The organism is Streptomyces sp. NBC_01283 (assembly GCF_041435335.1).
Classification (GTDB): Bacteria; Actinomycetota; Actinomycetes; order Streptomycetales; family Streptomycetaceae; genus Streptomyces.
In genome coordinates this window covers 554,419-578,202 of record NZ_CP108430.1, presented here as the reverse complement: position 1 = coordinate 578,202, position 23,784 = coordinate 554,419, and the positions used below count along the sequence as shown (strand labels likewise).

The window sequence follows — 23,784 nt, the reverse complement described above, 5'->3', positions numbered from 1 at the left end:
CCTCAGACCGATTCGCACATCGTGATCGTGCCGAGAATCTTGGTGGGGCAGGCCCAGGGGCGGCGTGGCCACCGAGGCGGTTGCTGCCCGGTGTGACGCGTGCCCAGCGTGCCGCCGCCGAATGGGGGCTGTCGACCAACCGGCCCTGCCGCTCGGCGGAACCGGTTGGTCGACAGCCCGGAAGGCGCGACTCGGGTGTCGCCGGCTCGCTCCGCCAGAGCTAGTGGGAACCCTCCAAGCCCGGCCGATCATCGTTGTGCCGCCCAAGATCACCGTGCTCATCCGCACGGCCGCAGACTTGCGGGACGGGGTGGCCCAGGTGGCTGCCGCGTCCTTGTCCGTGACGACACCTGGGGCACCACACCATGAGCGAACGCGTCATCGCGCCCAAGAGCCGGGGCTTCCTGTTCCTCGACTCCCATCCCGGCGGCTGCCGACAGCTGGTGGACGACATGTGGCAGGCCGTTCCCACCCCGGTCGCCGCCGGAGGCGAAGGGCCGGTCGCTCTGGTCATCGGCTCGTCCGCGGGTTATGGCCTGGCCGCCACGATCGCGGGCCTGGCCCGTGTCGGTATCCGTGGCATCGGCGTGTGCTTCGAGAAGGCGCCCGGGCGGCGCACCGGCACGGCCGGCTGGTATCGCACCGCCGCCACCGCACGGCTCGCCCGACAGCACGGGCGGGACATGGTTTTCGTCAATGGTGATGCGTTCAGCGACACGGTGAAGGAGCAGGTCGCCGACATCCTCGCCGAACGGTTCGGCGGACGCCTCGACTTCCTGATCTATTCGGTGGCCGCGCCTCGCCGCACCGACCCGGACACCGGCAACGTGTATGCCTCGGCCCTCAAGCCGATCGGCTCGCCGTACACCACCAAGACCTTGGTTTTCGACGAGTCCGGTGCCCCGGAGGTGAAGGAGGTCACCACCGCGTCGGCCGAGGGCGACGATGTCGAGCAGACCGTGGCGGTGATGGGCGGCATCGACTGGGAACGGTGGATCACGTTCCTGGCCGACAAGTCCCTGCTCGCCGACGGATTCACCACCGCCGCCCTGTCCTACATCGGATCACCGCTCACCGCGGCGATCTACCGGCAGGGCACGATCGGCGCCGCGAAGTCTCATCTGGAAGCCACCGCACGCAAGTTGGACGAGCGCCTCGGCAAGACGCTGGGCGGCCGGGCCGTGACCTCGGTCAACGCCGCCGCTGTCACACAGTCCTCCACCGCCATCCCCGGCATCGCCCTGTACGTCGGGCTGCTGCGCGGCGTCCTCGGCGACGCCATGGTGGCTCCGATCGGTCAACTCGTTGACCTGTGGGCCCAGTTGACCGGATCCCGTCCCCTCGATCTTGACGACGAGGGCCGGGTCCGCCTCGACGGCTGGGAACTCGATCCCACCGTGCAGAACACCGTCGCCGAGCGCTGGAGTGCCGCCACCAGCGACACCATCACCGAACTCGCCGACCTCGACTGGTTCAGCAGCGAAGTCCGGCGCCTCTACGGCTTCTCCGTCCCGGGCGTCGACTACACCGCCACCGTCGAAACCGATGTCCCCTGGCCCACGCCCACCAGCTGACCCGCACGACGAACGCCCCGATCGCGTCGCATAGAGGCGGGCGGGGACGAGGCGCCGGAGCCGCGCTGATCCTGGCGATGGTCGCCGCCCTGGCCCTACTGCTGGGGCAGGCTTCGCCGGCGCTGGCGGCCGACGCGCCGCCTCGCGACGACAGTGTCGACGAACCGGTCATCATGATCCACGGCTTTCACGAGCGCCCCTGTCTGGGCAACCCGGTGCCCTGGGGATACGACTGCGCTGACTGGTGGAAGTCCGCTCGGGACGCGATGACCGCCCAGGGCTGGACCGGCGAGCTGCGCACCTACGGCTACTACCAGAGCGACGCGAACTGCGACTGGTCCTACACCGACGCCACTCCTGACGAGGAGAAGCAGCCCAAGCTCGGGGACCGCAACGGTAGCCGGCCGCGGCCACCCGAGCCCAAGCCTGTGACCACGAGATGGATCCGGCAGCCGTGATCAGTCACAAATCGATGGCCAGGCCATTACACGGCAGGAAGACTCAGCAGTATGCCGCGCTTCTTGTGTGACCACTGCCGACAGCCGCTCACCGGACCTGTTTCCAAGATCAAGGTTCCGCAGCTGGTCCCCATGTCAGAGGTACCCGGCGTCCGGACGCGGCCTGTACGCATGCCCCGCGGCACCTACGCCCCGAACTTCCGTCTGGAGGAGTTCGCCATCGACCTGCCGGGCTTCGTCGTCCATCCGGACGACGTCATCGGCACCGATCAACACCCCGACATCATGCGATGGATCGGTTGCTGCCAGGGGCCGGCGGGCGGTGACGGCCCGAACCTTGTCTGCTCGGGCTGCGGAGCCGAGGTCGCCACCCGACAGGCAGACTGCTACACCCAGGACCAGGTGGTCATGGAGCCTGCCGCGGTCTGCCTCTCCTTTGTCGACGACTGAACCCACGGACGGCAGCGCACGGCACGACCCGGTCCCCGAAGCTCAGTTCCCCGTCGGCGCAGAGGCCTCCACCGGCCGGGCCAGGTGCTCGGGTTCGAGTACGAAGACGGGGATCACGCGGTCGGTCTTCGCCTGATGGTCGGTGTACGGCGGATACGCGGTGACCGCGCGCTGCCACCACTGGGCCTTCTCGTCCCCGGTGATCTCACGGGCCACCATGCCCTGGCGTTCGGGACCGTCTTGGAGATCCACCTGCGGGTCGGCCTTGAGGTGGAAGTACCAGACCGGATGGCGCGGGAAGCCGCCCTTCGAGGCCACCGCCGCGTACTGCCCCTCGTGCTCCACGCGCATCAGCGGAATCTTGCGGAGCCTGCCGGTCTTCGCGCCACGCATCGTGACAATGAGGACCGGTGTCGCACCCGGTTCGTGTCTCCGCAGGGCATGACATCGCGAAGCGGCTTCCCTAGCATCGACGCACATGACAGCAGAGTCGCCCGCGCAGACCGTGCAACGCTTGTTCCCGCTGCTCGCCGAGGGGAAGACCGCGGAGGCGGCGGCCCTGTTCGCCGACTCGGTGTCCTTCTCGATTCCGCATCCACCAGGCATTCCGTGGGTGCCGGTGGTCGACTCGTCGGAGGGAATGCAGACGTTCTTCGAACTGCTGCGAACCCATGTCCAGCCCAAGGAGTTCGACCTGCAGCACGTCATCTCCGAGGGAGACGACGTGGTGTTGATCGGGCGCATGGTCTCCGAGGTCAAGAAGACGGGCAGGAACATCGACACAGCGTTCGCCCTGCACGCCACGGTCCGGGGCGGGCAGATCACTCGCTATCACCTCTACGAGGACACCTACGCCGTCGGCAAGGCCTACTTCGACGACTGACCGGCCAGCGGGTTCACTCACACGCCAGCCGCCCGGTCGATCTCCTTCAAGTTGGCCGCGTAGACCTCCGCTCCGGTGTGGTCCTCGTGTCGCCGGCAATCCTGCAAGGCCTTCCGCGTCCAGGCCCTGGCCTCGTCGTGTTCGCCCGCGTGGAAGTGGTTCAGCCCCATCAGGCCGCAGAGCTTGCCCAGGAAACGGCGGGCAGAGGCCTCCTCGGGGAGTGCGTCCAGCTCGTCGAGGAGCCGAAGCAGCACCTGGTTGCTTTCCGCGAACCAGGCTCGGTCGCTCAGCTGCTGCGCGTTTGTCAGGGTCTCCCGGCAGGCACCGAGCTGGCGTCCGTCGAGTGTGCCGCGCCGCAGTTCGCGGGCGGTGAGCAGGTCGTCCAGGACCGCCGCTGCTTTTTCCACTCCCTGATCCCCGGAGCGCAGCGCCAGGTCGTGAGCCAGGCGGGCATGGTCGACGGCCGTGTCGAGGTCGTCCTGCATGGCTGCGTTCCTGACCAGACGGGAGTGGATGGCTGCCCTCCGGACGTCGTCGCTCAGGCCCTGAGCGAGTTCTGCGTGGAGCAGCGCGTCAGCGGCCTCGTACTCCCCGTCCTCGGCGAGGATCTCCGCCTCCTGGATCTTCCCCAGCGGGTCTCCCGGCAAGTCGGCGCCCGACAGTTGACGGAGCGCGTCGGGGCGGCCCAGCTCGTCCAGCTCGCGCGCGAGCCGCTGAATGGTCTGGGGGTAGGCGAGCATGGCCTTCGTGTTGCGGCGGAGGGGCTCGCGCAGTTCCTCCGGAACCCGAAGCCACTCGTCCCGGCGGGCGTCGAGTTCGGAGGCGTGCTGTCGGCACAGTGCGCTGAAACCGACGCGGTCCCCGTCCCGGTCGGCCACGCTGAGGGCGCGCAGTACCCGTCCCAGCTCTCCCTCGACGAAATCCCCTACAAGTGGCGCCTTCACCGGACCGGGGCTCCCCACTGCAGCAGATGCTCGTACAAGTGCAGGTACAGCAGCCCGGCCGGATGTTCGTGCCCGGTGCCCCACCCGGACAGGAGGGCGCTGTGCGGCGCGTTGGGCGCGACGTCGCCGATGACCTGCTTCACGTTCTCGGCGGCGAGGTCCAAGGACACGGTGAGGACCGGGAGACGTGCCTCGTAGAGCACGCGGCACAGTGCCTGGCCCACGTCGTTCGCCACCAGCCCGGACTTTCCTGCCACCACCCATACGTCGGCCCGGACCGGCTGTGCCCGCAGTCGCCCATGCGGCAGATGCCCCACGGGGATGGGGTCCACGGCGGTCCAGCTCCCGGAAACGACTCTGACCCGCAGCAGCCTTTCGAGCTCCGCGTGATGCCGTCGTATCCAGGACGCGATGAGTACGGCCTCCCCTTCGCATTCGGCGACGACCGCGACGTGACAGGTCGGTGCGGTGCCGACGGCGTCCCGTCCCGGGGTGTGCCAGTACGGCGTTACGTCGGGAGCGCCGGCATCGGCGTGTCCCTCCTCGAGGTAACCGCGGAGGTTCAGACCGCCCCACGCATCCAGGGAGCCGATCACCTTGACCGGCAGCTTGCCTCCGATCGGCTGGGACCCTTTGTAGTCCGGTGCCGGAATCAAAACCCCGCCCTCTCCCATGTCAGGCAGCGGAACCACGCCCGTGACCAGGGCCTGCAGGCTCGTGCGGCCGTTCGGCACGGCAAGGGAGAGCATGCTGTCGTAGAGGTGGGGGAGGTCGCCAGGATCAGCCATGGACAGTCCGAGCCGGTGCACACACTCCTCGCGCGTCTGTAGCCGGAACAGTTCGGTGTCCAACAGCCCGCGCCAGATGACGAGTTGGCGGTCCTGTACGAGTCCGCGCAGCGACTCGGCGTGAGTGGTGGGGCCCGACGGCCGTGCCGGTCCGCCGGTGAGCAGGACGTCGGGGACTCCGCCCATCGTGTGCACCAGCGAGGTCGTTGCCTCCAGGCTGCACCAGGCCCGACTCAGGTAGTCGCCAACATCGTCCAGCAGTACCAAGGTGCGCGCGGCGAACTGCAGCAAGGACAGCGATTGGAGGGTGCGCCGGAACAGTGCTTGTTCCTCGGGGGTGCGCGGGGCCTGTGGCACGCAGCTGTAGTCGTACCAGAGATGGACCCGTTCCAGCAGCGGCCGCAGCGAGGGCAAGGCATCGAGCAGGCTGCTCAGGCGCCGCAGGCCGACGTCGTCGCATGCCTCAGCCGCACCGCGCTCGATCGCGTCCACACCTACCCGTTCCACCTCATGGGCCACCGGTGCCAACGTCGCGTCGTTCAACGTTTCCCGCAGGACCCCGACCAGCAGACACTCCGCCATGTCCGAACCGGCCATGCCGACCGGCATGTTCATCGCGGCGTGAGCCACCCGGCGAGGGGTGTGCAGTCCACGTCGGTGGGCGACTCGGACCGCCTCGCACAGCGCGGCGAACAGATGCCATGCGACCAGCCGTGCCTGGGTGCCGTCCGGGTCGGGCTGTTCGACGTCGAGCCAACGGTGCGAGACGAACACGTGATGCCGACCGGGGAAGACTCCGCGTGCCAGCCTGGAGGCCGCCTCGCGCATCGGGGGGAAGCGTGCGAGCCCGATGAGTTCGTCCAGGGGCAGCCAGCGCGATTCGGTCAGGTGCTGCCGGAGGGACATGGTGGGCTGAGGACGCATGTCCTGTGGCTTGGCGATGGCGTCCAGGGTGCGGTTGGGGACCGCCAGCGGAAACCTGCCGGTGATCTCGCCCCCGGGTTCGGCCATGACGTACAGCAGCCCTCGCTCGATGCCGAACCGGCTCTGTCCGTCAGGAACGACGAGGCGCCGGTGGGCCAGGAAGTCGTGCTGCTCTGCGAGCCGGGCGAGGTCAGGAGGCAGCCCCGCTCGCTGCGTGCGCCGTTCACGCACAGCGAGGCCCGCCAGAGTCTCGACGCCGAGGAAGGGAACCTGCGGGCAGGCGCTCAGGTAGCGGTGGGCGATGCCGTCGTACGTCCGTGGATTCCCTTCTTCGCCGGCGTCAGCGCCCTCGCGCCGCGCATAGGCCAGTGCCTTGGCTGCCGCCTCGCTGGCGCGCTCGACGTGCAGCAGCCTGGGATGCCTCCGCAACTTCTCCGGGGGGATGGACAGCATTGCCTCGACATCGTCGACCGGTTGTTCGCCTCGTGTCAATCAACTCACCTTCTCCCAGAGGGCATTGTGCCCTGCCCACCGATCAACGCACGTATCGTCTCAGTAGAGTTGGCGAACGTGACGACCGCGGGGAGATGCTGCCATGGCTGACATCAGTGAATCGCTGTGGAACAACGGTGTCGGTGCGGAGGACTACCGTGACGCGAAAGCCACTTATCACGCCGCGATCTTCGAGCAGTACAAGCTGTGTGTGGAGATGGCCGACCGGGTCAGCGCCCGGCGGAACCTCGCCAACACCTTTTTCCTGACCCTCCACACCGCCCTGCTCGCATTCTTCGGCGCGTGGCTGTCGCAGGATCCTCACCGTGAGGTGCCGGTCGTGGTCGCCCTCGCGGCTCTGCTGGTCCTGTTGGGGATGTGTGTCACCTGGTGGTTCACCGTCCGCTCCTATCACCAACTGAACCGGGGCAAGTTCGCCGTGATCGGAGCCCTGGAGGAGCGGCTGCCGGCCCGCACTTTCGTGGCTGCCGAGTGGCGAGCGCTCGGTGAGGGCCGGGACTGGCGCATCTATCTGCCGCTGAACCGGGTCGAGCGGTGGATCCCTTTCCTGTTCGCCGGTTCCTATGTGCTGGGTTTCGCTGCCGCTGCCGCACTGTGAATCCGGCCTACACGCGATAGCGCTAGATCAGCGCGCCACTGCCACGGGATAGAGTGACGGCCCCGTCGTCCGGTCCGGAAGGGGCCTACCGCGTGGTCACAGTCGCCGTCACCGGTCACATGGACCTGGCCACCGAGGCAACCGGGGTGGTGCGTACGGCGCTGCGCGACCTGTTGGTCGGCCTGCGCGGCGACGCACTCGTGGGGCGTTCCTGTCTGGCCTCCGGTGCTGACACCCTCTTTGCCGAGGAGATTCTGGCCCTCGGCGGCCGGCTGACGGCGATCATCCCCTGCAGGGACTACCGGGACGCCGTGGTGGCCCCGGCGGACCTCGTCAGGTTCGACGCGCTGCGTGATGCCGCCGACGAGGTGCTGGTCATGCCGTTCGAGCACGCGGAGCGCGCGGCCTACGAAGCGGCCAACCTCCGCCTGCTGCAGGGCGCGGACCGCCTGCTGGCCGTCTGGGACGGCAGCGCGCCGACCGGCCTGGGCGGCGGTACGGCGGACGCTGTGGCCGCTGCCCGCTCGGCGGGACTGACGGTCGATGTCGTGTGGCCTCCCGGTGCGCGCCGGTCCCGCGGATGAGGCTTCGCTCGGCTCCGGCGTCGGGCGGATCGTGCGATTGCCACAGCCCTTCATCCCTCCGGCAGGTGCCTCACTGGCTGATGGCCGCGAAGTTTCCGAAGCCCATCACCACCATGCCGTACAGGAGGAGCATGAGCCCCAGGCGCTGTGGATCGCCACCGAGGCGACCCGGGGCCTTGAAGTCCTGCGGAACACGGTGCCCTTTGAGGAGTTCCGTGCCCCACAGCATCCAGCGCAGTCCCCGGACGGCGACCACGGCTCCCCACCGGCAGAGGCTTGCGTGGTGCGGTCGGCACATCGGGGTCCTGGCCGCGCCGCAACCGCCACCACTCTTAACGTTTCCAAGCCCTAACACCACAGGGAAGGGCGATGCGCCCAATGCACCTCGCCATTGCGCGCCCTACCGCTGGTCGTTCCCATCTGAAAACGTGGTCAGCGTCGGAGCTGGCCGAGTTCGGTGACAGGGACAGCGCCGAACACGTGATGCCGAATCGGGTACACAGAATCACGCCAGCGTGCCTGTTCGCTGCACAAGCCTGCGCTGCCCCCGGGCTGCTGTGAGAAGAGGTGGAACGGACGGTCAACTTGTTCATGATGCGTAAGACATGTCCAGTAGTGATCACGCACGACTGCGTGACAGCAAGCTGTCGACCGGCTGCGGAGTCAGTCGAGGCCGGTTGCCCATGCCGTCAGCACGGCGAAGTCGGCGCTGGCAAGGCCGCGTCGCGGGTCGACCCGGTGCAGTAGGGCGGGACCGCCGTGGCGTTCCTTCACCCACGTGCGATCCGCCTCGGTGATCTCGTCGTCGACCCAGGCGAACGCACGGCCCTTCGCCCACGCGACGATCTCAGGCGTCTTCCAGAACACGCCACCCCCGGGCTCTGGCCGCGGCGAGGGCCAGGGAATGAAGGGCAGCTCGGGCAATCCGAGGACCGGTGCGACGAAGGCGTTGGCTTCTTCCTCCCAAGTCGTCGCCCACACCAGGTCGTAGGGGAGTCCGTCCAGGGCCGGGCCGTGATCGGGGTTGAGCCACACCCGCAGCGGCTTCACGGGCTTGTTCGGCAGCCCCCATTCAGTCAGCCGACGCCGCTCGGCTGCCTCCCACCGAGGGGTCAGCAAGCGGTGTGTCTCATAGCCCGCGGGTCGACGCTGCGGCTTTGCGGCGTACGGATTCAGCGGCCCGTCCACATCAACCATCAGCATGGGGCGCACCAGATCTTCCCCCCCCTCACCCTCCTTGGTCCTGCATCGCACCGTACCGGCCGGTGACGAGACTGCCGCACCGATTCCTGACAGGTGCTGATCTCCGAGACTGTGGACTTCGCCGCTATCTGCTGGGCGCAGCACGGCGGGATTATCCGGGCATGAGCGCGGTGGAGCGGATGAGTGACGATGATCCTGGGGGTCATCCGTCAACATGGCGGCGCTTCCGCGTATACACAACAGCGGTCGTGCGGTGGACACTTGGACGGTTGAGCCCTGCGTGTCACTGGTGCGACGGTATCTGTCGGGTCGGTGGTGCACAGGGGTGACAGTGGGCGACGCCTTGCAGGTCCCGGCTGGTTCCAGGGCAGGTCCCGGCAGGTCTCGAACAGACAGCACTGGTTTTCCGTCAATCGAAATGTCCCACTGAACGCACCGGCACGGCCGGCCGTATGGGCTCAGAGAAAGGGCGGCCGCGGGTTCGGTCGCCTTCGCTGTGCGGTCCTGGCTCATTGGCTCTGCTCACTGACCCTGCTCATTGGTCCTGGCTCATTGAATGAAGGGAATCCGAGGAACCATGCCCCCCGAGATTGTCAGTCATCAAGGCGCCCTGGCCGGTGAGCGGTTCGGCATCGGAGCGAAGCCCCTCACATTCGGCCGCAAGCCCGCGAATGACGTCGTGATCCGCGACGCGAGCATCTCGCGCTTCCATGCCGAGGTACGCCGCGAGGGCCACGGCTTCATGCTCTACGACCTGGGAAGCAGCAACGGCACGTTCGTCAACGGGGAGCGCATGACCTCCCGGGTGCTCCAGCCCGGCGATCTGATCACGATCGGCGAGGAAACGTTCCGTTTCCAGGCGGCCAGTCCGATGGAAACCATCATGGACCTCTCCGTGCTCGAGGCGCTCACGCCGCCGCCCGTCGAGCAGCCGGTGCCGGTGCTCAAGGTCACGGTGTCGGGCGGCGGGCCCGTGGGGCTGGCCTTCGCCCTGCTGCTCGAGTCCCTTCTCGGCCCCCGGGCCGCCATCACGGTCTACGACGGCCGATGGACCCGGGACGGGGGCAAGGTCATATGGAAGAACGAGAAGCAGGGCAACGTGCGGCGGCAGCAGGTCGTCACGGTCCAGAGCCGCCAGTACCTGGGTCTTCCCCAAGAGGTCCGGGACAGGCTGTTCAGGGATGGCACATACAGCGAGATGTGGCCTGCGGGCCCGGACTCGATCGACGGTCACAACCCGCGGAACATCCGCATCGCGTACGTGGAGGACACGCTGCTCGAGCTGGCCAACGAGAAGCCGGACCGCATCCGTCTGATCCCGGAGCGGTTCGACGCGGTCGGGAACCGCGAGACCGCGGCCGCGGACCATGTGCTCGCCATCTGCGAGGGAGGCCGCTCCCGGACGCGTGGGCACTTCGCCGAGAAGTTCGGCCAGGCCGACAAGTCCATCTACTCCCTGGAAGGCGCGCATCTGCAGGACGTGGTGCTCGGCCTCAAGGTGAAGTCCACGCTCCCGGATCCGATGTCCGTGCTGCTGACCGTGGCGCAGAACCGCTTCCTCCTCAACTCCCTGCGGGGCGAGGGCTTCCTCAACATGAGGCTCACCGACGAGGAGGCGAAGGAGGTCGTGGGGATCGACCCCGTACGGCAGGTGTTCGAGGAATGCATCGCCTCTCGCCCGTGTGTGATGAACCGGAGCGAGGACGGCGATTTCTGCTGTGACACCCACAGCACCCTGTTCCTGCCCGCCCTGATCAAGGGGTCGGCGCTGTGGAAGCGGGTCAAGGAGGGGCTGGCGCTGTTCGGCGTGCCCGAGTCCGACCTGACCGCCGTCACCGCATTCCGCCTCGACATGGTGCAGCGGCCGCGGTTCACCGCCCGGCTGTACCCCAGGACGTCCACCGACCCCGGCACGTACGGTTTCCTGCTCGGGGACGCCGCCAACGCCATCCACTTCTGGCCCGGGCGTGGCCTCAACAGCGGCTGGGGGTCGGTCATCTCGCTCGCCCGGTCGCTCAGCGGCACCTGGCGGGGGCGGCCGTTCCGCGACGCGGACTTCGTCCGCCATGAGGCGGCCATGTCGATGCTCCAGTACCGGCACAAGAGCCGCGCCTGGAACTCCATGATCACCACGGATGAGCACGGGGTGACCCGGGCCATCAAGGACAAGATCCAGCAGAGCATCTCGGAGTCCGCGGAGCGGGGCCTGGACCTGGACGTGGGCCGGCAGTCGGACCTCGAAGCACTCATGCGGCAACTGCGCGAGATCCGCGACCGACTGGCGCCGCGGCTCCCCGGGATGCCCGACGACGCGACGCTCCTGAAGCATCTGGACACGTTGAGCAGTCAGAGCCTGTACACCTTGGTCCGCAGCGGAGCGTGGGACACGCAGATCGTCGGTGGGGAAGAGGTCGACATCGACATCTTCTATCCAGCGGAGCGGCTGGACTCGGTCCCGGTGGGGTGAATCGGCATCAGGCAGCCCGCCTGGCTGTGGTCCACGGTCCTCGACCACTGGGTCTCGAATGCTGATCGAGAAGGCTGATCGAGAAGGCCGTGGGACACGGTCTCGATGAGGGTGGGTCGGGGGCGGCGTCGCGACGGTGGTCTCCGCGACGCGGCGAATGCCGCCTCGGAGGATGCCCGTCGCGACCTTGGGCGGGTTGAGGCTGAGCGGGAAGTCATCGTTCGCCCCCGCCCGGCTCGCTCGACTGATGTCGGGTGAGTTTCCGTCGATCCGGTGCTGTCGGCCGGAGTCGAGCGCTCGGTGGATCGGCTGGCTGCCGCCATCGATGAGCGCGCCGCTCGGCGGACCGAGGCCGCCGATGCGTTGCGGCCGATGGAGGCCAGCCGCGTCGCCGGGCGCCGAGCCCGGCCGCGTAGTCAGGTGACGCAGTTCCCGGCGTCCGCCCCGGCCGTCACTCCTGTCCCGCGGAGGGGGTCGGGAGGCGGTGAAGTGCCCCCAGGGCGTGACCCAGTTGCTCACCGTTCAGCGGACTACCGGGGAGGGGTTCGCTGTCCGCGTTGCGCAGCCCGTCGAGAAGCAGCGCCAGCAGCCGACGCCAGGATCCGGGGGCGGCCGCCTCGGTCGCGGGCAGGGCGCAGCCCAGCGCCGCGAGGGCGAGGAGCAGGTCCTCCACGGTCACGTCGTCCCGGACGGTGCCGTCGGCGCGGCAGCGTTCCAGCAGCAGGCGGTAGGTCTCCGCGTTGTGGGCGTGTAGCGCTTCGAGGGTGGGGACGCCGGTGATCCGTGTCGTCATGAGCTCGACGGCACCACGATCGGCGGCCAGGCCGGCGAAGACATCAGCGGCATACGAGGTGAGGCCCACCCATGCGTCGGTCGCGCGGCGCGCCTCCTCCCCAGCCTGCATCGCGGCCGTGAGGGCATCGTGAAAGACGGCTTCGACGAGCGCCGCGCGGTCGGGAAAGCGCCGGTAGAGCGTGGCGTTGCCGACGCCCGCGCGCCGGGCGATGACGTCGAGAGGAGCCTCGACGCCCTGCTCGGCGTAGACCTCCCGCGCGGCGGCCAGCACGAGTTCACGATTCCTCAGCGCGTCTTGTCTCACCGGCCCACCGTAGCGCAAGCGTGGAGGTGTCCCCACTTGCTGCTACGGTATGAACGACGGGAAGTGGGGAGTCCTCCCCACTTGTTCGTGAGCACCCCTTTGCCGCTCGCCCCTGGAGGACGTCATGCACGCACAGAACTCGGATTCGCCCGCTTCCGGCGGTGGGCCCGTGTCCGTCGGTGGGGCCGCTTCCGGAGGTGAGTCCGCGCCCGTCGGTGGGGCCGCACCCGGCGGTGCGGTCACCACGGAGGAGCTGCTGCCGCCCCTCTTCCCGGATCAGGCGCAGTTCACTGCTGACCCCCACCTCCGGTACGCACAGCTGCGTGCGACGCACCCCGTCCAGCGGGTCATGCTGCCGCAGGGCGCCCCGGCATGGATCGTCACCGGCGGCAAGGAAGTCCGCTCGGCTCTCACTGATCCGCGGCTGTGCAACGACATCAAGCACTCCGGCACCTGGGAGGCCGACGGCGGTTTCGCCATCGGCCTCAACATGCTGCAGGTCGATCCACCGGTCCACACTCGGCTCCGCCGCCTCGTGGCGGGTACGTTCACCCACCGCAGGGTCAAGGCGCTGGGGCCGAGGGTGGAGCAGATCGCCGAGGACCTGCTCGACGCACTCGCTCCCCTGAAGGGTGCGGACCTGGTCGAGTCGTTCGCCTTCCCGCTGCCGGTGACCGTGATCTGCGAACTGCTGGGGGTGCCCACGGCGGACCGCGCCGCCTTCCAAGCCTGGTCGGCGCTGATCGTCACGGCCACCGACCCGGAGGCGGCCGTGGTCGCCGGTCAGGAGATGACCAGCTATCTCACCGGTCTCATCAAGGACAAGATCGACGCGTCCACTCGTACGGTGAATGCCGACGCCGACGCCCCCGGCAAGGCGCAGACGGCGGCGTCCTCATCTCCATCCCCTTCCGCCACTTCCTCCGGCGAAGGCCACGACCTGCTCACCGCCCTCGCGCTGGCCGGAGACGGAGCCGATGCCGCGCTGACCCCGGAGGAACTCCTGGGCATGGCCTTCCTGTTGCTCGTGGCCGGACACGAAACGACCGCCAACCTCATCTCCAGCGCCGTATACCTGTTGCTGCAACACCCGGAGCAACTCGCGGCCCTGCGGGCCGACCCCTCACTGATCAGCGGCGCCATCGAGGAGACCCTGCGCTACGAACCCCCGGCCCTGGCCGTCACCTACCGCTACGCGTCCGAGCCTCTGACCCTGGGCGGCGTCGACATCCCCAAGGGGGACGCACTCATCCTCTCGCTCGCCGCTGCCAACCGGGACCCGGCGGACTTCCCCGACCCCGACCGTTTCGACATCCACCGCGACCCCGCCACCACGGCATCCCACCTGGCCTTCGGCCACGGCATCCACCACTGCCTGGGCGCACCACTCGCCCGGATGGAAGGCGCGATCGCCCTGCGCGCCCTCCTCCAACGCTGCCCGGATCTACGGCTCGACGGTACGAACGGCACTCCGGCCTGGCGCCCCAGCCTGCTGCGCGGGCTCGCGGCGCTCCCTGTGCGTTGGTGAGCCACGCGGAGATCGTTACCCGTTGCCGTCGTGAGCGCTGCCCGGAGTTTTCATCCGCGTAGTCCGGCTCCGCCGGCGGGGGAGAGGTCGATCCGCTCGGGCGGGCCAGCCAGGAGGGGGAGAGCTTGCCCGGTCAGTTCCTTGGCTCCGGCCGCGGACAGCGAGGCGGTGTGGTCGGCCTCGCTGCGCCAGATCTCGGTGACCCACACGATGTCTTCCTCGCCGGGTGCGGTGTTGACGATGTAGAGCTCACACCCGGGGGCATCCTGCGCGTGTTCCGCAGCCTCCAGGAGGAGCTTGACCAGGGCATCGCGTTGTCCTGGCTGGGTGCGGAACTTGACGTACAGCCCGACCTTGCCCATGTCTGTCTCCCGTCGCGTTGCGTATGAGGCTGCCGGGCCAGTCTCACAAAAACGGGGCACTTAGGTGACGTCAAGGCCATGGCCAGTCGCGGGGCCGGTCCCGGCGTTGTCGGTGATCCGTCGGTGGGATGTCGGTGGCCGTTGCGATCATGGTGCCGGGTTGCCCGCCGGGCGGCCGTAGCCGCCTTCAGCAGCAGGGGAGCCCCTCGCCATGTCGTCCACGTCCTCCACTCCGCCCTGGGACGTTCAACGGTTGCCTCGGGCCGACGGCAGCGTCGTCCTGGTCACCGGCGGCAACGCCGGCATCGGGTACTTCGTCGCGGAGCAGTTGTCAGCAACCGGGGCTGCCGTGGTGCTGGGCAGCCGGGACACCTCGAAGGCCGAGGTTGCGATGGCTTCGATCCGTGCGCGTGTTCCCGATGCCCGGGTGCGGGCCGTGCGGCTGGACCTGGCCGACCTCTCCTCGCTCGAAACGACGGTGGAAGCACTGGACGTGGAACGCCTCGACGCGGTGGTCCACAACGCAGGCGTCGCGCTCGACGACCCGCCACGAAGGGCGACTGCGGACGGTCACGAGCTCATGTTCGGCACGAACCACCTGGGGCACTTCGCGTTGACCCAGCGGCTCATGCCGCTGCTGTCGGCAGCGCCGACGGCCCGCATTGTGACCATGGGCAGCTTCGCGGCCAAGTCCGAGAGGCTGGATCTGGATGATCTGCAGTCCCAGAAGGAATACCAGCCCAAGCGCACCTATGGACGTTCAAAGCTCGCGCAGATGTACTTCGGTGTCGAGCTCGACCGTCGGCTGCGCGTCGCGGGCAGCACGGTGGCCAGCATCGTGGTCCACCCGGGCGGTGCGCTGGACTCTCTCACCCCGTCGCGACCGCCGCTCCACACGCGGACTCTTGGCGCACGGGTGAAGATGGCACCCGCGGCCCTTCTGGTCCAGGGCAAGGACGCCGGCGCCTGGCCCGCGGTACGAGCCGTGCTCGACCCGGCGGTGCGGGGAGGCCAGCTGTGGGGACCACGCGTCTTCGGTCTGCGAGGCGAGCCCCGACGCGAGCCGATGTGGAACCACCTCGCCGATACCTCAGTCGCGGCGCGGCTGTGGGAGGCGAGTTGTGATCTGACCGGCCTCGACCTCGATGCGGTTACTGAATAGCGCCGGCCACAAGCGCATTGACCAACGTGTGTTCACCGCGGCCGAGCTTGGCGAGCTGTGCGCCGACTGCGGCGGGCGGTTGGCTTCCCACGCCAGAAGGAACTGCGGGACTTCGACTTCGACGCCGACTCCGGCACGAACGAGAGCCCGGATCACCGGCCCGGGACCGCGCCGACCCGGGCCAGTACGTGGTCGGCCAACTCCCGTGGGCTCAGCTCGCCGTCCAGGAAGAGGGTGTCACGGGGCAGGGTGTCCACCGCGGCCATACACGTCTCGATCTTGGACTTGCACCACCCGCGCACCCGCTCATCCTGCGCGGGATCGTCAGGCGTGAAGCTTCGCCCGTCGATCCGCTTCACCAGCGCATCCTCGGAGACCTTGAGGAAGAAGTGGTGAACAGTTGCCCCCGTGTCCTGCAGCGCACCGAAGATCTCCTCGACATAGCCGGGGTCGACCAGGGTCATGGGCACCAGAACGGGCCGCTGATACTCCTCGACGAGTCCCTTGGCCAGGTCGGCGACCTGTCGCCTCCACAGCCGCAGATCCTGAAAATCGCCGGTCGGGACCTCCACGATCTCGCGCAGCACGAAGCCGACCATCTCGGGGTCGAAGACCAGCGCCTCGGGCAGGCGCGGACGCAGCTCATCCACCAGCGTGCTCTTCCCGCTGCCGAACGCGCCGTTCACCCAGATGATCACGGCATCTCCCCCTCGATGGATACCCCCACGGGCCACAGCCGTCCCCTGAACCACATACCGCGACGCCAGGGTGGGGCCAAAACACACTGACAGATCATGCCCGAACGATCGCCAAGTGGGTCCGAAACCTACTGACTGACGTGGTGCGGCGGGGGCTGTACTTTGGGGCAGAAGGTGATCGTGGGGGAGGTGGGGCAGGATCCCTGCTCGGAGTACCATCCCTGCGAGGTTGCCCGGTCGGCGCCCCGCAATGTGGCTTTCTCCGCACGCGCTTCGGGATCACGGCATCCGGCATCGACGCTTCGAACGGGCCCCCGCAGTGGCGCAGTCGTATGGGTATCCGTGTGAGAGGGCAGAGGGTGCAGAGGGCAACGAGTGTGGTGGAGAGCTGGTCCCGCGTGATGACTCTTCTTCGGCAGCACGCCCCGGCCGACCACGCGGATCTGCCTGGGCCCGCTACGGAACAGCTGCTCGCCGCCGCCGAGGAACGGATGGGTATCCCGCCGCCGCAGGATCTGCGGGCGTGGCTGGTGCAGAACAATCTGGATCTTCCTGAGGAAGATGTGGACGACGATGTGGCATGTTGCGGCTTCGCCGGGTTCCCAGATGAGGGAAGTTTCTTTCTGGGCATCCGGGCGATGGAGAAGCTCTATGCGAACCGCTCCATGCCCGGTGGATTCGACCCTCCGGACCAGCCGGACAATCCGTTCTGGCGTAATGAGTGGATCCCGTTCCTGTCGGACCAGGACGGCTGGACGGGAAAGTTCATCGACGTGCGGGACGGGCGCATCGGCAGGTGGTTCGTGGGCGAGACCACGGTCACGGGTGAGTACGAATCACTGGCTCACTACTTCGACTCCGTGGCGGAGATGCTGACGAAGATCTCCGATCGAAACCATCCGGTCTGTGAGGTCGCCGAAGGGCGACTCGTCTGGTCCTGAAACAACAGATCCCGTGTGCGTCCCAGTTCGGGCCGTCGCCCGTATGAACGCCGCGCCTCACCGCATGGCCGGGCCACGGCAACACGCCCGCCCAGTACGCCGGTTCACAGCCTTCCGTGACATGCTTCAGGTCTTGTGCCCCCAGGCGACCAGTCTGCATGTGCACGCGTGCGCCGCCCCTGGCGATGTGGCCAAGGTATTGACCCACACGGCCCCAGCCACTACTTTGCGGTGATCGTAGGTCCACGACTACCGAAGGAGGCGACCAGCGGATGTACACCAGCTCTGATCTCGGTCGCCTCGCCCAGTGCACCGTCTGGGTGCCGGGTCGGATCGCGCACGGCTGCTGACACGCCGTTCTGATGTGCCCGTCTGTGGCGCATTCCGGATTCTCCGTTGTCATCCACTTGTATTCACTGGCACGTCGTTGCTGCGTGCTGTCTTGCGCCCGCTCCTCTTGCGTGGCGCCTCTGAACACAGAAAGCTGCCTGACGTTGGCGAAGACGATGAATCGACCGCCCATGCTCCGAAAAGAAGGTTTGTGATGGTTGCGGCGCGTATCACGGTCAATGGGGAAGAAGCGTCGATTTCACCCGTTGCGCCCCACACCACAGCGCTGGACTTTCTGCGCGAGCGCGGGCTCACCGGCACCAAAGAGGGCTGCGCCGAAGGTGAATGCGGCGCCTGCTCGGTCCTGGTGGCCCGCCCCGGGGTGAACAAGCCCACCGACTGGGTGGCGGTCAACGCCTGCCTGGTCCCGGTCGCGGCACTCGACGGTCAGGAGATCGTCACCTCCGAAGGGCTGGCCACCGCCGACGCACCCGGTACGCCGCCCGTCCTGCACCCGGTGCAGGAGGAGATGGCGCAACGCGGCGGCTCCCAGTGCGGCTACTGCACGCCGGGATTCATCTGCAGCATGGCGGCCGAGTACTACCGGCCCAACCGCTGCGCGCACGCGGGCCCGGAGGGCAACGACAGCGCCGACGCCGACGCCGAGCATGGCCCCAACGGTTTCGATCTGCACGCGCTGAGCGGAAACCTGTGCCGCTGCACCGGCTACCGCCCCATTCGCGACGCCGCGTTCGCCGTGGGGACACCTGCCGACGAGGACCCGCTGGCGCAGCGTCGCGAGCTGGCCCCGCCCGCACCGGCCGCCACCGAATACACCCGGGACGGCAGCACCTTCGTACGCAAGAGCACTCTGGCCGAAACGCTGCGGCTGCTGCGCGAGCGGCCCGACGCGGTGGTCCTCGCCGGCTCCACCGACTGGGGCGTCGAGGTGAACATCCGCTCCCGTCGCGCGGATTGCGTGGTCGCCATCGACCGGCTGCCCGAACTGCGGGAGCTGACGGTCGCGTCCGACGTCATCGAGATCGGGGCGGCGTTGACGCTCACCGAGATCGAGCGTCGCCTCGACGGTGAAGTCCCCCTGCTGGCCGAGCTGTTCCCGCAGTTCGCCTCCCGGCTCATCCGTAACGGCGCGACCCTCGGCGGCAACTTGGGTACGGGCTCTCCCATCGGTGACAGTCCGCCCGCGCTGCTCGCGCTGGAGGCATCGGTGGTACTCGCCGACGCCGACGGTGAGCGCGAGGTCCCGTTGGCGGACTACTTCACCGGCTACCGGACGAGCGTGCGTCGTCCCGGTGAGCTGATCCGCGCGGTGCGCATTCCTTTGCCGCTGTCGCCGGTCGTGGCCTTCCACAAGATCGCCAAGCGGCGTTTCGATGACATCTCCAGCGTGGCCGCGGCCTTCGCGCTCGACGTCGAGGACGGGATCGTCCGCAAGGCGCGCATCGGCCTGGGCGGAGTGGCCGCCACACCGATCCGCAGCCTTGCCACCGAGGCCGTCCTGGAGGGCGAACCGTGGTCCGCGGAGACGGTCGAGTCCGCGGCCCGGGTGCTGCGGGACGAGGGCACCCCGATGAGCGATCACCGTGCCAGCGCCGCATACCGTTCCGCGATGCTGGGCCAGAGCCTGCTGAAGCTGTACGCGCACACCACCGAGGCGGTCTCGTCATGAGCCAACTGTCCCAGCGCCCCGACAAGCCCGTCGTCGGCGTCTCCATGCCGCACGAGAGCGCCACCCTGCACGTCACCGGCAAGGCGCTCTACACCGACGACCTGGTCCATCGCACGAAGGACGTGCTGCACGCCTACCCCGTCCAGGCCACAAAGGCGCACGGCAGGATCACCGCTCTGCGCACCGAGCCCGCGCTCGCCGTGCCCGGTGTGGTCCGCGTGCTGACCGGCGCCGACGTACCCGGCGTCAACGACGCCGGGATGAAGCACGACGAACCGCTGTTCCCCGACGAGGTCATGTTCTACGGGCACGCGGTCGCCTGGGTCCTCGCCGAGACCCTGGAGGCGGCCCGGCTGGGTGCGGCCGCCGTCGAAGTGGACCTCGACGAGCAGCCCTCCCTGATCACGCTGCAGGACGCGATCGCGGCCGACAGTTTCCACGGCGCCCGGCCCGTGATGCTGACCGGTGACGTCGAGGCGGGCTTCGCCGACTCCGCGCACGTGTTCACCGGCGAGTTCCAGTTCTCCGACCAGGAGCACTTCTACCTCGAGACGCATGCGGCGCTGGCCCATGTCGACGAGGGCGAGCAGGTGTTCGTCCAGAGCAGCACCCAACACCCCTCTGAGACCCAGGAGATCGTCGCGCATGTGCTGGGTCTGCACAGTCACGAGGTGACCGTGCAGTGTCTGCGGATGGGTGGGGGCTTCGGCGGCAAGGAGATGCAGCCGCACGGGTTCGCGGCCGTCGCCGCGCTGGGTGCCAAGCTGACCGGCCGGCCGGTCCGGCTGCGCCTCAACCGGACCCAGGACCTGACCATGTCCGGCAAGCGGCACGGCTTCCACGCCGAGTGGAAGATCGGCTTCGATGCCGAGGGCCGCATCCAGGCCCTGAACGCCACCCTGACCGCGGACGGCGGGTGGAGCCTGGACCTCTCCGAACCGGTGGTGGCCCGCGCACTGTGCCACATCGACAACACCTATTGGCTGCCCAACGCCCGCATCACGGGCAGGATCGCCAAGACCCACAAGGTCTCCAACACCGCCTTCCGCGGTTTTGGCGGACCGCAGGGCATGCTGGTGATCGAAGACATCATGGGCCGGTGCGCGCCGCTGCTTGGCCTGGACCCGATGGAACTGCGGGAGCGCAACTTCTACCGGCAGGACCAGTCGACGCCCTACGGCCAGCCCGTGCCCCAGCCCGAACGGATCTCCGCCGTCTGGAGGAAGACCCAGGAGAACGCCGCCGTCGCCGAGCGCCGCCGCGAGATCGACGCCTTCAACGCGACGCACCCGCACACCAAGCGGGCGCTCGCGCTCACCAACATCAAGTTCGGCATCTCCTTCAACCTCACCGCCTTCAACCAGGGCGGCGCGCTGGTGCTGATCTACAAGGACGGCTCGGTCCTGATCAACCACGGCGGCACCGAGATGGGCCAGGGCCTGCACACAAAGATGCTGCAGGTCGCCGCGACCACACTGGGTATCCCGCTGCACAAGGTCCGCCTGGCCCCGACGCGAACGGACAAGGTCCCCAACACCTCGGCGACCGCGGCCAGTTCCGGGGCGGACCTCAATGGTGCGGCGGTGAAGAACGCCTGCGAGCAGTTGCGCGACCGTCTGCTGCAGGTGGCTGCCACCCAGTTGGGCACGAACGCCGCGGACGTGCGCATCGTCGAGGGCCTGGCGCGCGGTCTGGGCAGCGACAAGGAGCTGGCCTGGGACGATCTCGTACGGGCCGCGTACTTCCAGCGGGTTCAGTTGTCGGCGGCCGGCTTCTACCGGACCGAAGGTCTGCACTGGGACGCGAAGACGTTCACCGGCTCGCCGTTCAAGTACTTCTCCTACGGCGCCGCCGCGGCCGAGGTGGAAGTGGACGGCTTCACCGGCGCGTACCGCATCCGGCGGGTGGACATCGTCCATGACGTCGGCGACAGCCTGTCCCCGATGATCGACATCGGTCAGGTCGAGGGCGGCTTCGTCCAGGGGGCGGGCTGGCTGACGCTTGAGGACATGCGCTGGGATTCCAGTGACGGTCCGCACCGCGGCCGCCTGCTGACCCAGGCGGCCAGCACCTACAAGCTGCCGAGCTTTTCGGAGATGCCCGAGGAGTTCAACGTCACCCTGCTGGAGAACGCCACGGAGGAAGGTTCGGTGTACGGGTCCAAGGCCGTGGGAGAGCCTCCGCTGATGCTGGCGTTCTCGGTGCGAGAAGCGTTGCGGCAGGCCGCCGCGGCGTTCGGGCCCAGCGGGGTCAGCGTCACGCTGGCCTCGCCCGCGACGCCGGAGGCGGTGTACTGGGCGATCGAGAGAGCACGCCAGGGCGATGCCTCCCGGGACGACCGTGCCGTGAACGGCGTCGACCCCGAGCGGCCGTCCGGCGACGTCACCATCCGCACCGGCGCAGTAGCGTTGAACAGTGCCTGACATGACGTGGGTCGCCGCGGTCGCACGGTTGCGAGCACGCCGGGAATCCGGCGTGCTGGTGACCGTCGTGACCGTGCGCGGTCACGCCCCGCGTGATGCCGGCGCGAAGATGGTGGTGGGGCGCAGCGAGACCTGGGGCTCGATCGGTGGCGGGAATGTCGAGGCTGTCGCGATCGACCGGGCCCGCGAGATGGTCACGACGGCGAAGCCTGAGCCGGAGCTGATCGACTTCGCCCTGAACGACAAGGTGACCAACGAGCACGGCGTGCAGTGTTGCGGCGGAACGGTCACCGTGCTGCTCGAACCGCTGTCCGTGGTACGGGCGGTGGCGATCTTCGGCGTCGGGCACGTCGGCCTGGAACTGGCGCGCATCCTGGCACGCCAGGACCTCGACCTCCATCTCATCGACACCCGCTCCGACATCCTCTCCGCGACGCGGCTCGAGGTGCTGGCCGACGCGGTGGCCCAAGTGCACGTACATCACACGCCGTTGCTGCCCGAAGAGGTACTTGAGGAGCTTCCGTCCGGCACCCACATCCTGATCATGACCCATGATCACGCCGAGGACGCCGCCCTGTGCGACGCAGCCCTTCGCACATCACATCTGGGGTCCATCGGTCTGATCGGGTCGGCGGCCAAATGGGTGCGGTTCCGCAAGCGCCTCGCCACCGAGGGCGATCACGACGAGGCCGCCATCGATCGCATCAAGACCCCGATCGGGCTGCCCGACGCCACCGGCAAGGAACCGGCGACCATTGCCGTGAGTGTCGCCGCCGATTTGCTGCGCACTTTTGAAACCGAGGAAAATTGACTCTGCGTTGATCGTTCCGCGAAGGGACGGGGGCCAACTCGCCGTCCTGCGCAGCGCGTTCGGGTGCACGCCTTTAGCGCGACGACCGGCGGGAACAAGGCCCGCACCCGGGTCACGCCTTCGCGTTGACCGCCGCCACGTCCCCGCCCGTCGTCCGTCGGTACCGCTGCGTGATGGCGGCGACCGAATCCCCGTTCGTCCTTTCGCGCATGCTCCGGTCCATCTCCCGATTCGCGCGCAGCACGTCCGCCGTCGGGCCGACTCGCGACGCCTCGTAACGGGTGAGCGCGGCGGGCACGCCGCCCCCGGCGGCCAGTTCCGTCGCGAGCGTCCGGGCGTCCAGGATTGCCTGGGAGGCACCGTTGGCGCCCGTCGGATAGACGGGGTGGGCGGCGTCGCCGAGCAGCGTCGCGCGCCCCCGACCCCAACGCGGCAGCGGATCGCGGTCCACCATGGGGTACTCGAAGATGGCGGGGGTGCTGGTGACCAGCCCTTGGAGGTCCACGCCGAGCGCGGCGAAGTCCCAGCCCTCAAGGTGGCGCAGTACGTCGTCGGCGCTCCCCTCGCGATTCCAGCCCACGTCCTCGATCAGCGGCCCCGGGCCCGCCTCCGGGGCCAGGCACACCCAGTTGACCAGCGGGCGCCGCGCCGAGATCGGGTAGACGACCAGTTGGATGTTCCGCGCGTCGTTCGCGATGATCGCGGACCGGCCCGTCAGAAAGGGTGCCGACTCCACGACGCCCCGCCACAACCGCACCCCCGACCACCGCATCGGCCCCTCGTTCGCGTGCAGCGCCGCCCGCACCGTCGACCGGGCGCCGTCCGCGCCGACCAGCGCCTGGGCCTCGATCACCGCGGGCAGCCCGGTCGCCCGGTCGGTTGCCCTGACTCGTACGGTGTCCTGTCCGTCGGCGAAGGACTCGAGCCGTGTTCCTGTGCGGACCGCGGCCGGGCCGAGCCGCTCCCGTACCGCGTCGAGCAGCAGGAGCTGCAATTCGCCGCGGTGGATGGCGTATTGCGGCCATCGGTACCCGGCCGCCATGCCGACGTCCTCGGCGAATCGGCGCCTGCCGCGTTCGTCGGCGTAGACCTGCTGGGCAGTGGCGACGCCGGTCGCGGCGAGCGTGTCCCCCAGGCCGAGCCGGGTCAGTTCGCGCACCGCGTGCGGCTGGAGGCTGATGCCCACGCCAAGGGAGGCGATCTGCCGCGCCCGTTCGATGACGGTCACCTTGACGCCTTGCGCGTGCAGGGCGAGCGCGGCGGTCAGTCCGCCGATTCCGGCCCCGACGATCAGCACGCCGGTCCTTTCCGCACTGCTGAGGTCGTTTATTTCCATGGACTCACTGTCGATCAG

Annotated in this window: 21 protein-coding genes and 1 pseudogene; 13 read left to right on the top strand and 9 right to left on the bottom strand. The window is 68.5% G+C overall.

Annotated elements, in window-relative coordinates; all coding sequences use genetic code 11:
* The first annotated feature begins 365 nt into the window (after positions 1–365).
* From fabV to OG302_RS02565, 3 genes are all read left to right on the top strand, one after another.
* Positions 366–1,574 carry an enoyl-[acyl-carrier-protein] reductase FabV gene (gene fabV, locus OG302_RS02575; RefSeq protein ID WP_371525142.1) on the top strand — a complete coding sequence of 403 codons (1,209 nt, stop codon included), beginning with the start codon at positions 366–368 and terminating at the stop codon, positions 1,572–1,574.
* A 77-nt stretch (positions 1,575–1,651) separates the two neighbouring features.
* Entirely contained in the window at positions 1,652–2,032 is a 381-nt protein-coding gene (locus OG302_RS02570) for a hypothetical protein (protein ID WP_371525141.1), read from the top strand.
* Positions 2,033–2,203: 171 nt separating this feature from the next.
* A complete protein-coding gene (locus OG302_RS02565; protein ID WP_371525140.1) occupies positions 2,204–2,482 on the top strand; it encodes a hypothetical protein in 279 nt (92 codons plus the stop codon).
* A 42-nt stretch (positions 2,483–2,524) separates the two neighbouring features.
* Here the strand turns inward: OG302_RS02565 and OG302_RS02560 are convergent.
* Positions 2,525–2,893: pseudogene (locus tag OG302_RS02560) on the bottom strand (nitroreductase family deazaflavin-dependent oxidoreductase); the annotation flags it as partial.
* A gap of 67 nt (positions 2,894–2,960) precedes the next feature.
* On the opposite strand from OG302_RS02560, the gene OG302_RS02555 reads away from it, so the two are divergent.
* Complete coding sequence (locus OG302_RS02555) at positions 2,961–3,365, top strand: nuclear transport factor 2 family protein (protein WP_371525139.1); 405 nt, start codon at positions 2,961–2,963, stop codon at positions 3,363–3,365.
* Between the two features lie 17 nt (positions 3,366–3,382).
* Here OG302_RS02555 and OG302_RS02550 read toward each other — a convergent pair whose 3' ends face one another.
* A complete protein-coding gene (locus OG302_RS02550; protein ID WP_371525138.1) occupies positions 3,383–4,309 on the bottom strand; it encodes a hypothetical protein in 927 nt (308 codons plus the stop codon).
* Entirely contained in the window at positions 4,306–6,474 is a 2,169-nt protein-coding gene (locus OG302_RS02545; protein ID WP_371525137.1) for a hypothetical protein, read from the bottom strand. The genes OG302_RS02550 and OG302_RS02545 overlap by 4 nt, the downstream gene beginning before the upstream one ends.
* 142 nt (positions 6,475–6,616) lie before the next feature.
* Between OG302_RS02545 and OG302_RS02540 the strand changes: the two genes are divergently transcribed.
* Together OG302_RS02540 and OG302_RS02535 are read left to right on the top strand one after the other, a co-directional pair.
* Complete coding sequence (locus tag OG302_RS02540; protein WP_371525136.1) at positions 6,617–7,132, top strand: hypothetical protein; 516 nt, start codon at positions 6,617–6,619, stop codon at positions 7,130–7,132.
* 92 nt (positions 7,133–7,224) lie between these two features.
* Positions 7,225–7,716, top strand: a complete 492-nt coding sequence (locus OG302_RS02535) for a hypothetical protein (RefSeq protein WP_371525135.1) — start codon at positions 7,225–7,227, stop codon at positions 7,714–7,716.
* A gap of 70 nt (positions 7,717–7,786) precedes the next feature.
* Here the strand turns inward: OG302_RS02535 and OG302_RS02530 are convergent, their stop codons facing one another.
* Both OG302_RS02530 and OG302_RS02525 read right to left on the bottom strand, forming a co-directional pair.
* A complete protein-coding gene (locus tag OG302_RS02530; protein WP_371525134.1) occupies positions 7,787–7,972 on the bottom strand; it encodes a hypothetical protein in 186 nt (61 codons plus the stop codon).
* A gap of 407 nt (positions 7,973–8,379) precedes the next feature.
* Complete coding sequence (locus OG302_RS02525) at positions 8,380–8,919, bottom strand: hypothetical protein (RefSeq protein WP_371749995.1); 540 nt, start codon at positions 8,917–8,919, stop codon at positions 8,380–8,382.
* Between the two features lie 577 nt (positions 8,920–9,496).
* On the opposite strand from OG302_RS02525, the gene OG302_RS02520 reads away from it, so the two are divergent.
* The gene (locus OG302_RS02520) at positions 9,497–11,386 is read left to right on the top strand and encodes an FHA domain-containing protein (RefSeq protein WP_371525133.1); all 1,890 of its coding nucleotides are present in this window, start codon (positions 9,497–9,499) and stop codon (positions 11,384–11,386) included.
* A 451-nt stretch (positions 11,387–11,837) separates the two neighbouring features.
* On the opposite strand, the gene OG302_RS02515 is transcribed toward OG302_RS02520, so the two are convergent.
* The gene (locus tag OG302_RS02515) at positions 11,838–12,485 is read right to left on the bottom strand and encodes a TetR/AcrR family transcriptional regulator (RefSeq protein WP_371525132.1); all 648 of its coding nucleotides are present in this window, start codon (positions 12,483–12,485) and stop codon (positions 11,838–11,840) included.
* A gap of 124 nt (positions 12,486–12,609) precedes the next feature.
* Between OG302_RS02515 and OG302_RS02510 the strand changes: the two genes are divergently transcribed.
* Complete coding sequence (locus OG302_RS02510) at positions 12,610–14,013, top strand: cytochrome P450 (protein WP_371525131.1); 1,404 nt, start codon at positions 12,610–12,612, stop codon at positions 14,011–14,013.
* 50 nt (positions 14,014–14,063) lie between these two features.
* On the opposite strand, the gene OG302_RS02505 is transcribed toward OG302_RS02510, so the two are convergent.
* The gene (locus OG302_RS02505) at positions 14,064–14,375 is read right to left on the bottom strand and encodes a putative quinol monooxygenase (protein ID WP_371525130.1); all 312 of its coding nucleotides are present in this window, start codon (positions 14,373–14,375) and stop codon (positions 14,064–14,066) included.
* Between the two features lie 211 nt (positions 14,376–14,586).
* Between OG302_RS02505 and OG302_RS02500 the strand changes: the two genes are divergently transcribed.
* The gene (locus tag OG302_RS02500) at positions 14,587–15,537 is read left to right on the top strand and encodes an SDR family NAD(P)-dependent oxidoreductase (RefSeq protein ID WP_371525129.1); all 951 of its coding nucleotides are present in this window, start codon (positions 14,587–14,589) and stop codon (positions 15,535–15,537) included.
* 152 nt (positions 15,538–15,689) lie between these two features.
* Here the strand turns inward: OG302_RS02500 and OG302_RS02495 are convergent, their stop codons facing one another.
* Positions 15,690–16,235, bottom strand: coding sequence for an AAA family ATPase (locus OG302_RS02495; protein WP_371525128.1), 546 nt, complete (start codon positions 16,233–16,235; stop codon positions 15,690–15,692).
* Positions 16,236–16,615: 380 nt separating this feature from the next.
* On the opposite strand from OG302_RS02495, the gene OG302_RS02490 reads away from it, so the two are divergent.
* The 4 genes from OG302_RS02490 (at position 16,616) to xdhC (ending at position 22,430) form a co-directional block, all read left to right on the top strand.
* Positions 16,616–17,176, top strand: a complete 561-nt coding sequence (locus OG302_RS02490; protein ID WP_371525127.1) for an SMI1/KNR4 family protein — start codon at positions 16,616–16,618, stop codon at positions 17,174–17,176.
* Positions 17,177–17,720: 544 nt separating this feature from the next.
* Positions 17,721–19,196, top strand: coding sequence for a xanthine dehydrogenase small subunit (locus tag OG302_RS02485; RefSeq protein WP_371525126.1), 1,476 nt, complete (start codon positions 17,721–17,723; stop codon positions 19,194–19,196).
* Positions 19,193–21,619: a xanthine dehydrogenase molybdopterin binding subunit gene (xdhB, locus tag OG302_RS02480; protein WP_371525125.1), complete on the top strand. Its 2,427-nt coding sequence runs from the start codon at positions 19,193–19,195 to the stop codon at positions 21,617–21,619. The genes OG302_RS02485 and xdhB overlap by 4 nt, the downstream gene beginning before the upstream one ends.
* Before the next feature lies 1 nt (position 21,620).
* Entirely contained in the window at positions 21,621–22,430 is an 810-nt protein-coding gene (gene xdhC / locus OG302_RS02475; RefSeq protein ID WP_371525123.1) for a xanthine dehydrogenase accessory protein XdhC, read from the top strand.
* Between the two features lie 112 nt (positions 22,431–22,542).
* On the opposite strand, the gene OG302_RS02470 is transcribed toward xdhC, so the two are convergent.
* Positions 22,543–23,766 carry an FAD-dependent monooxygenase gene (locus OG302_RS02470; RefSeq protein ID WP_371525122.1) on the bottom strand — a complete coding sequence of 408 codons (1,224 nt, stop codon included), beginning with the start codon at positions 23,764–23,766 and terminating at the stop codon, positions 22,543–22,545.
* Positions 23,767–23,784: the final 18 nt, after the last annotated feature.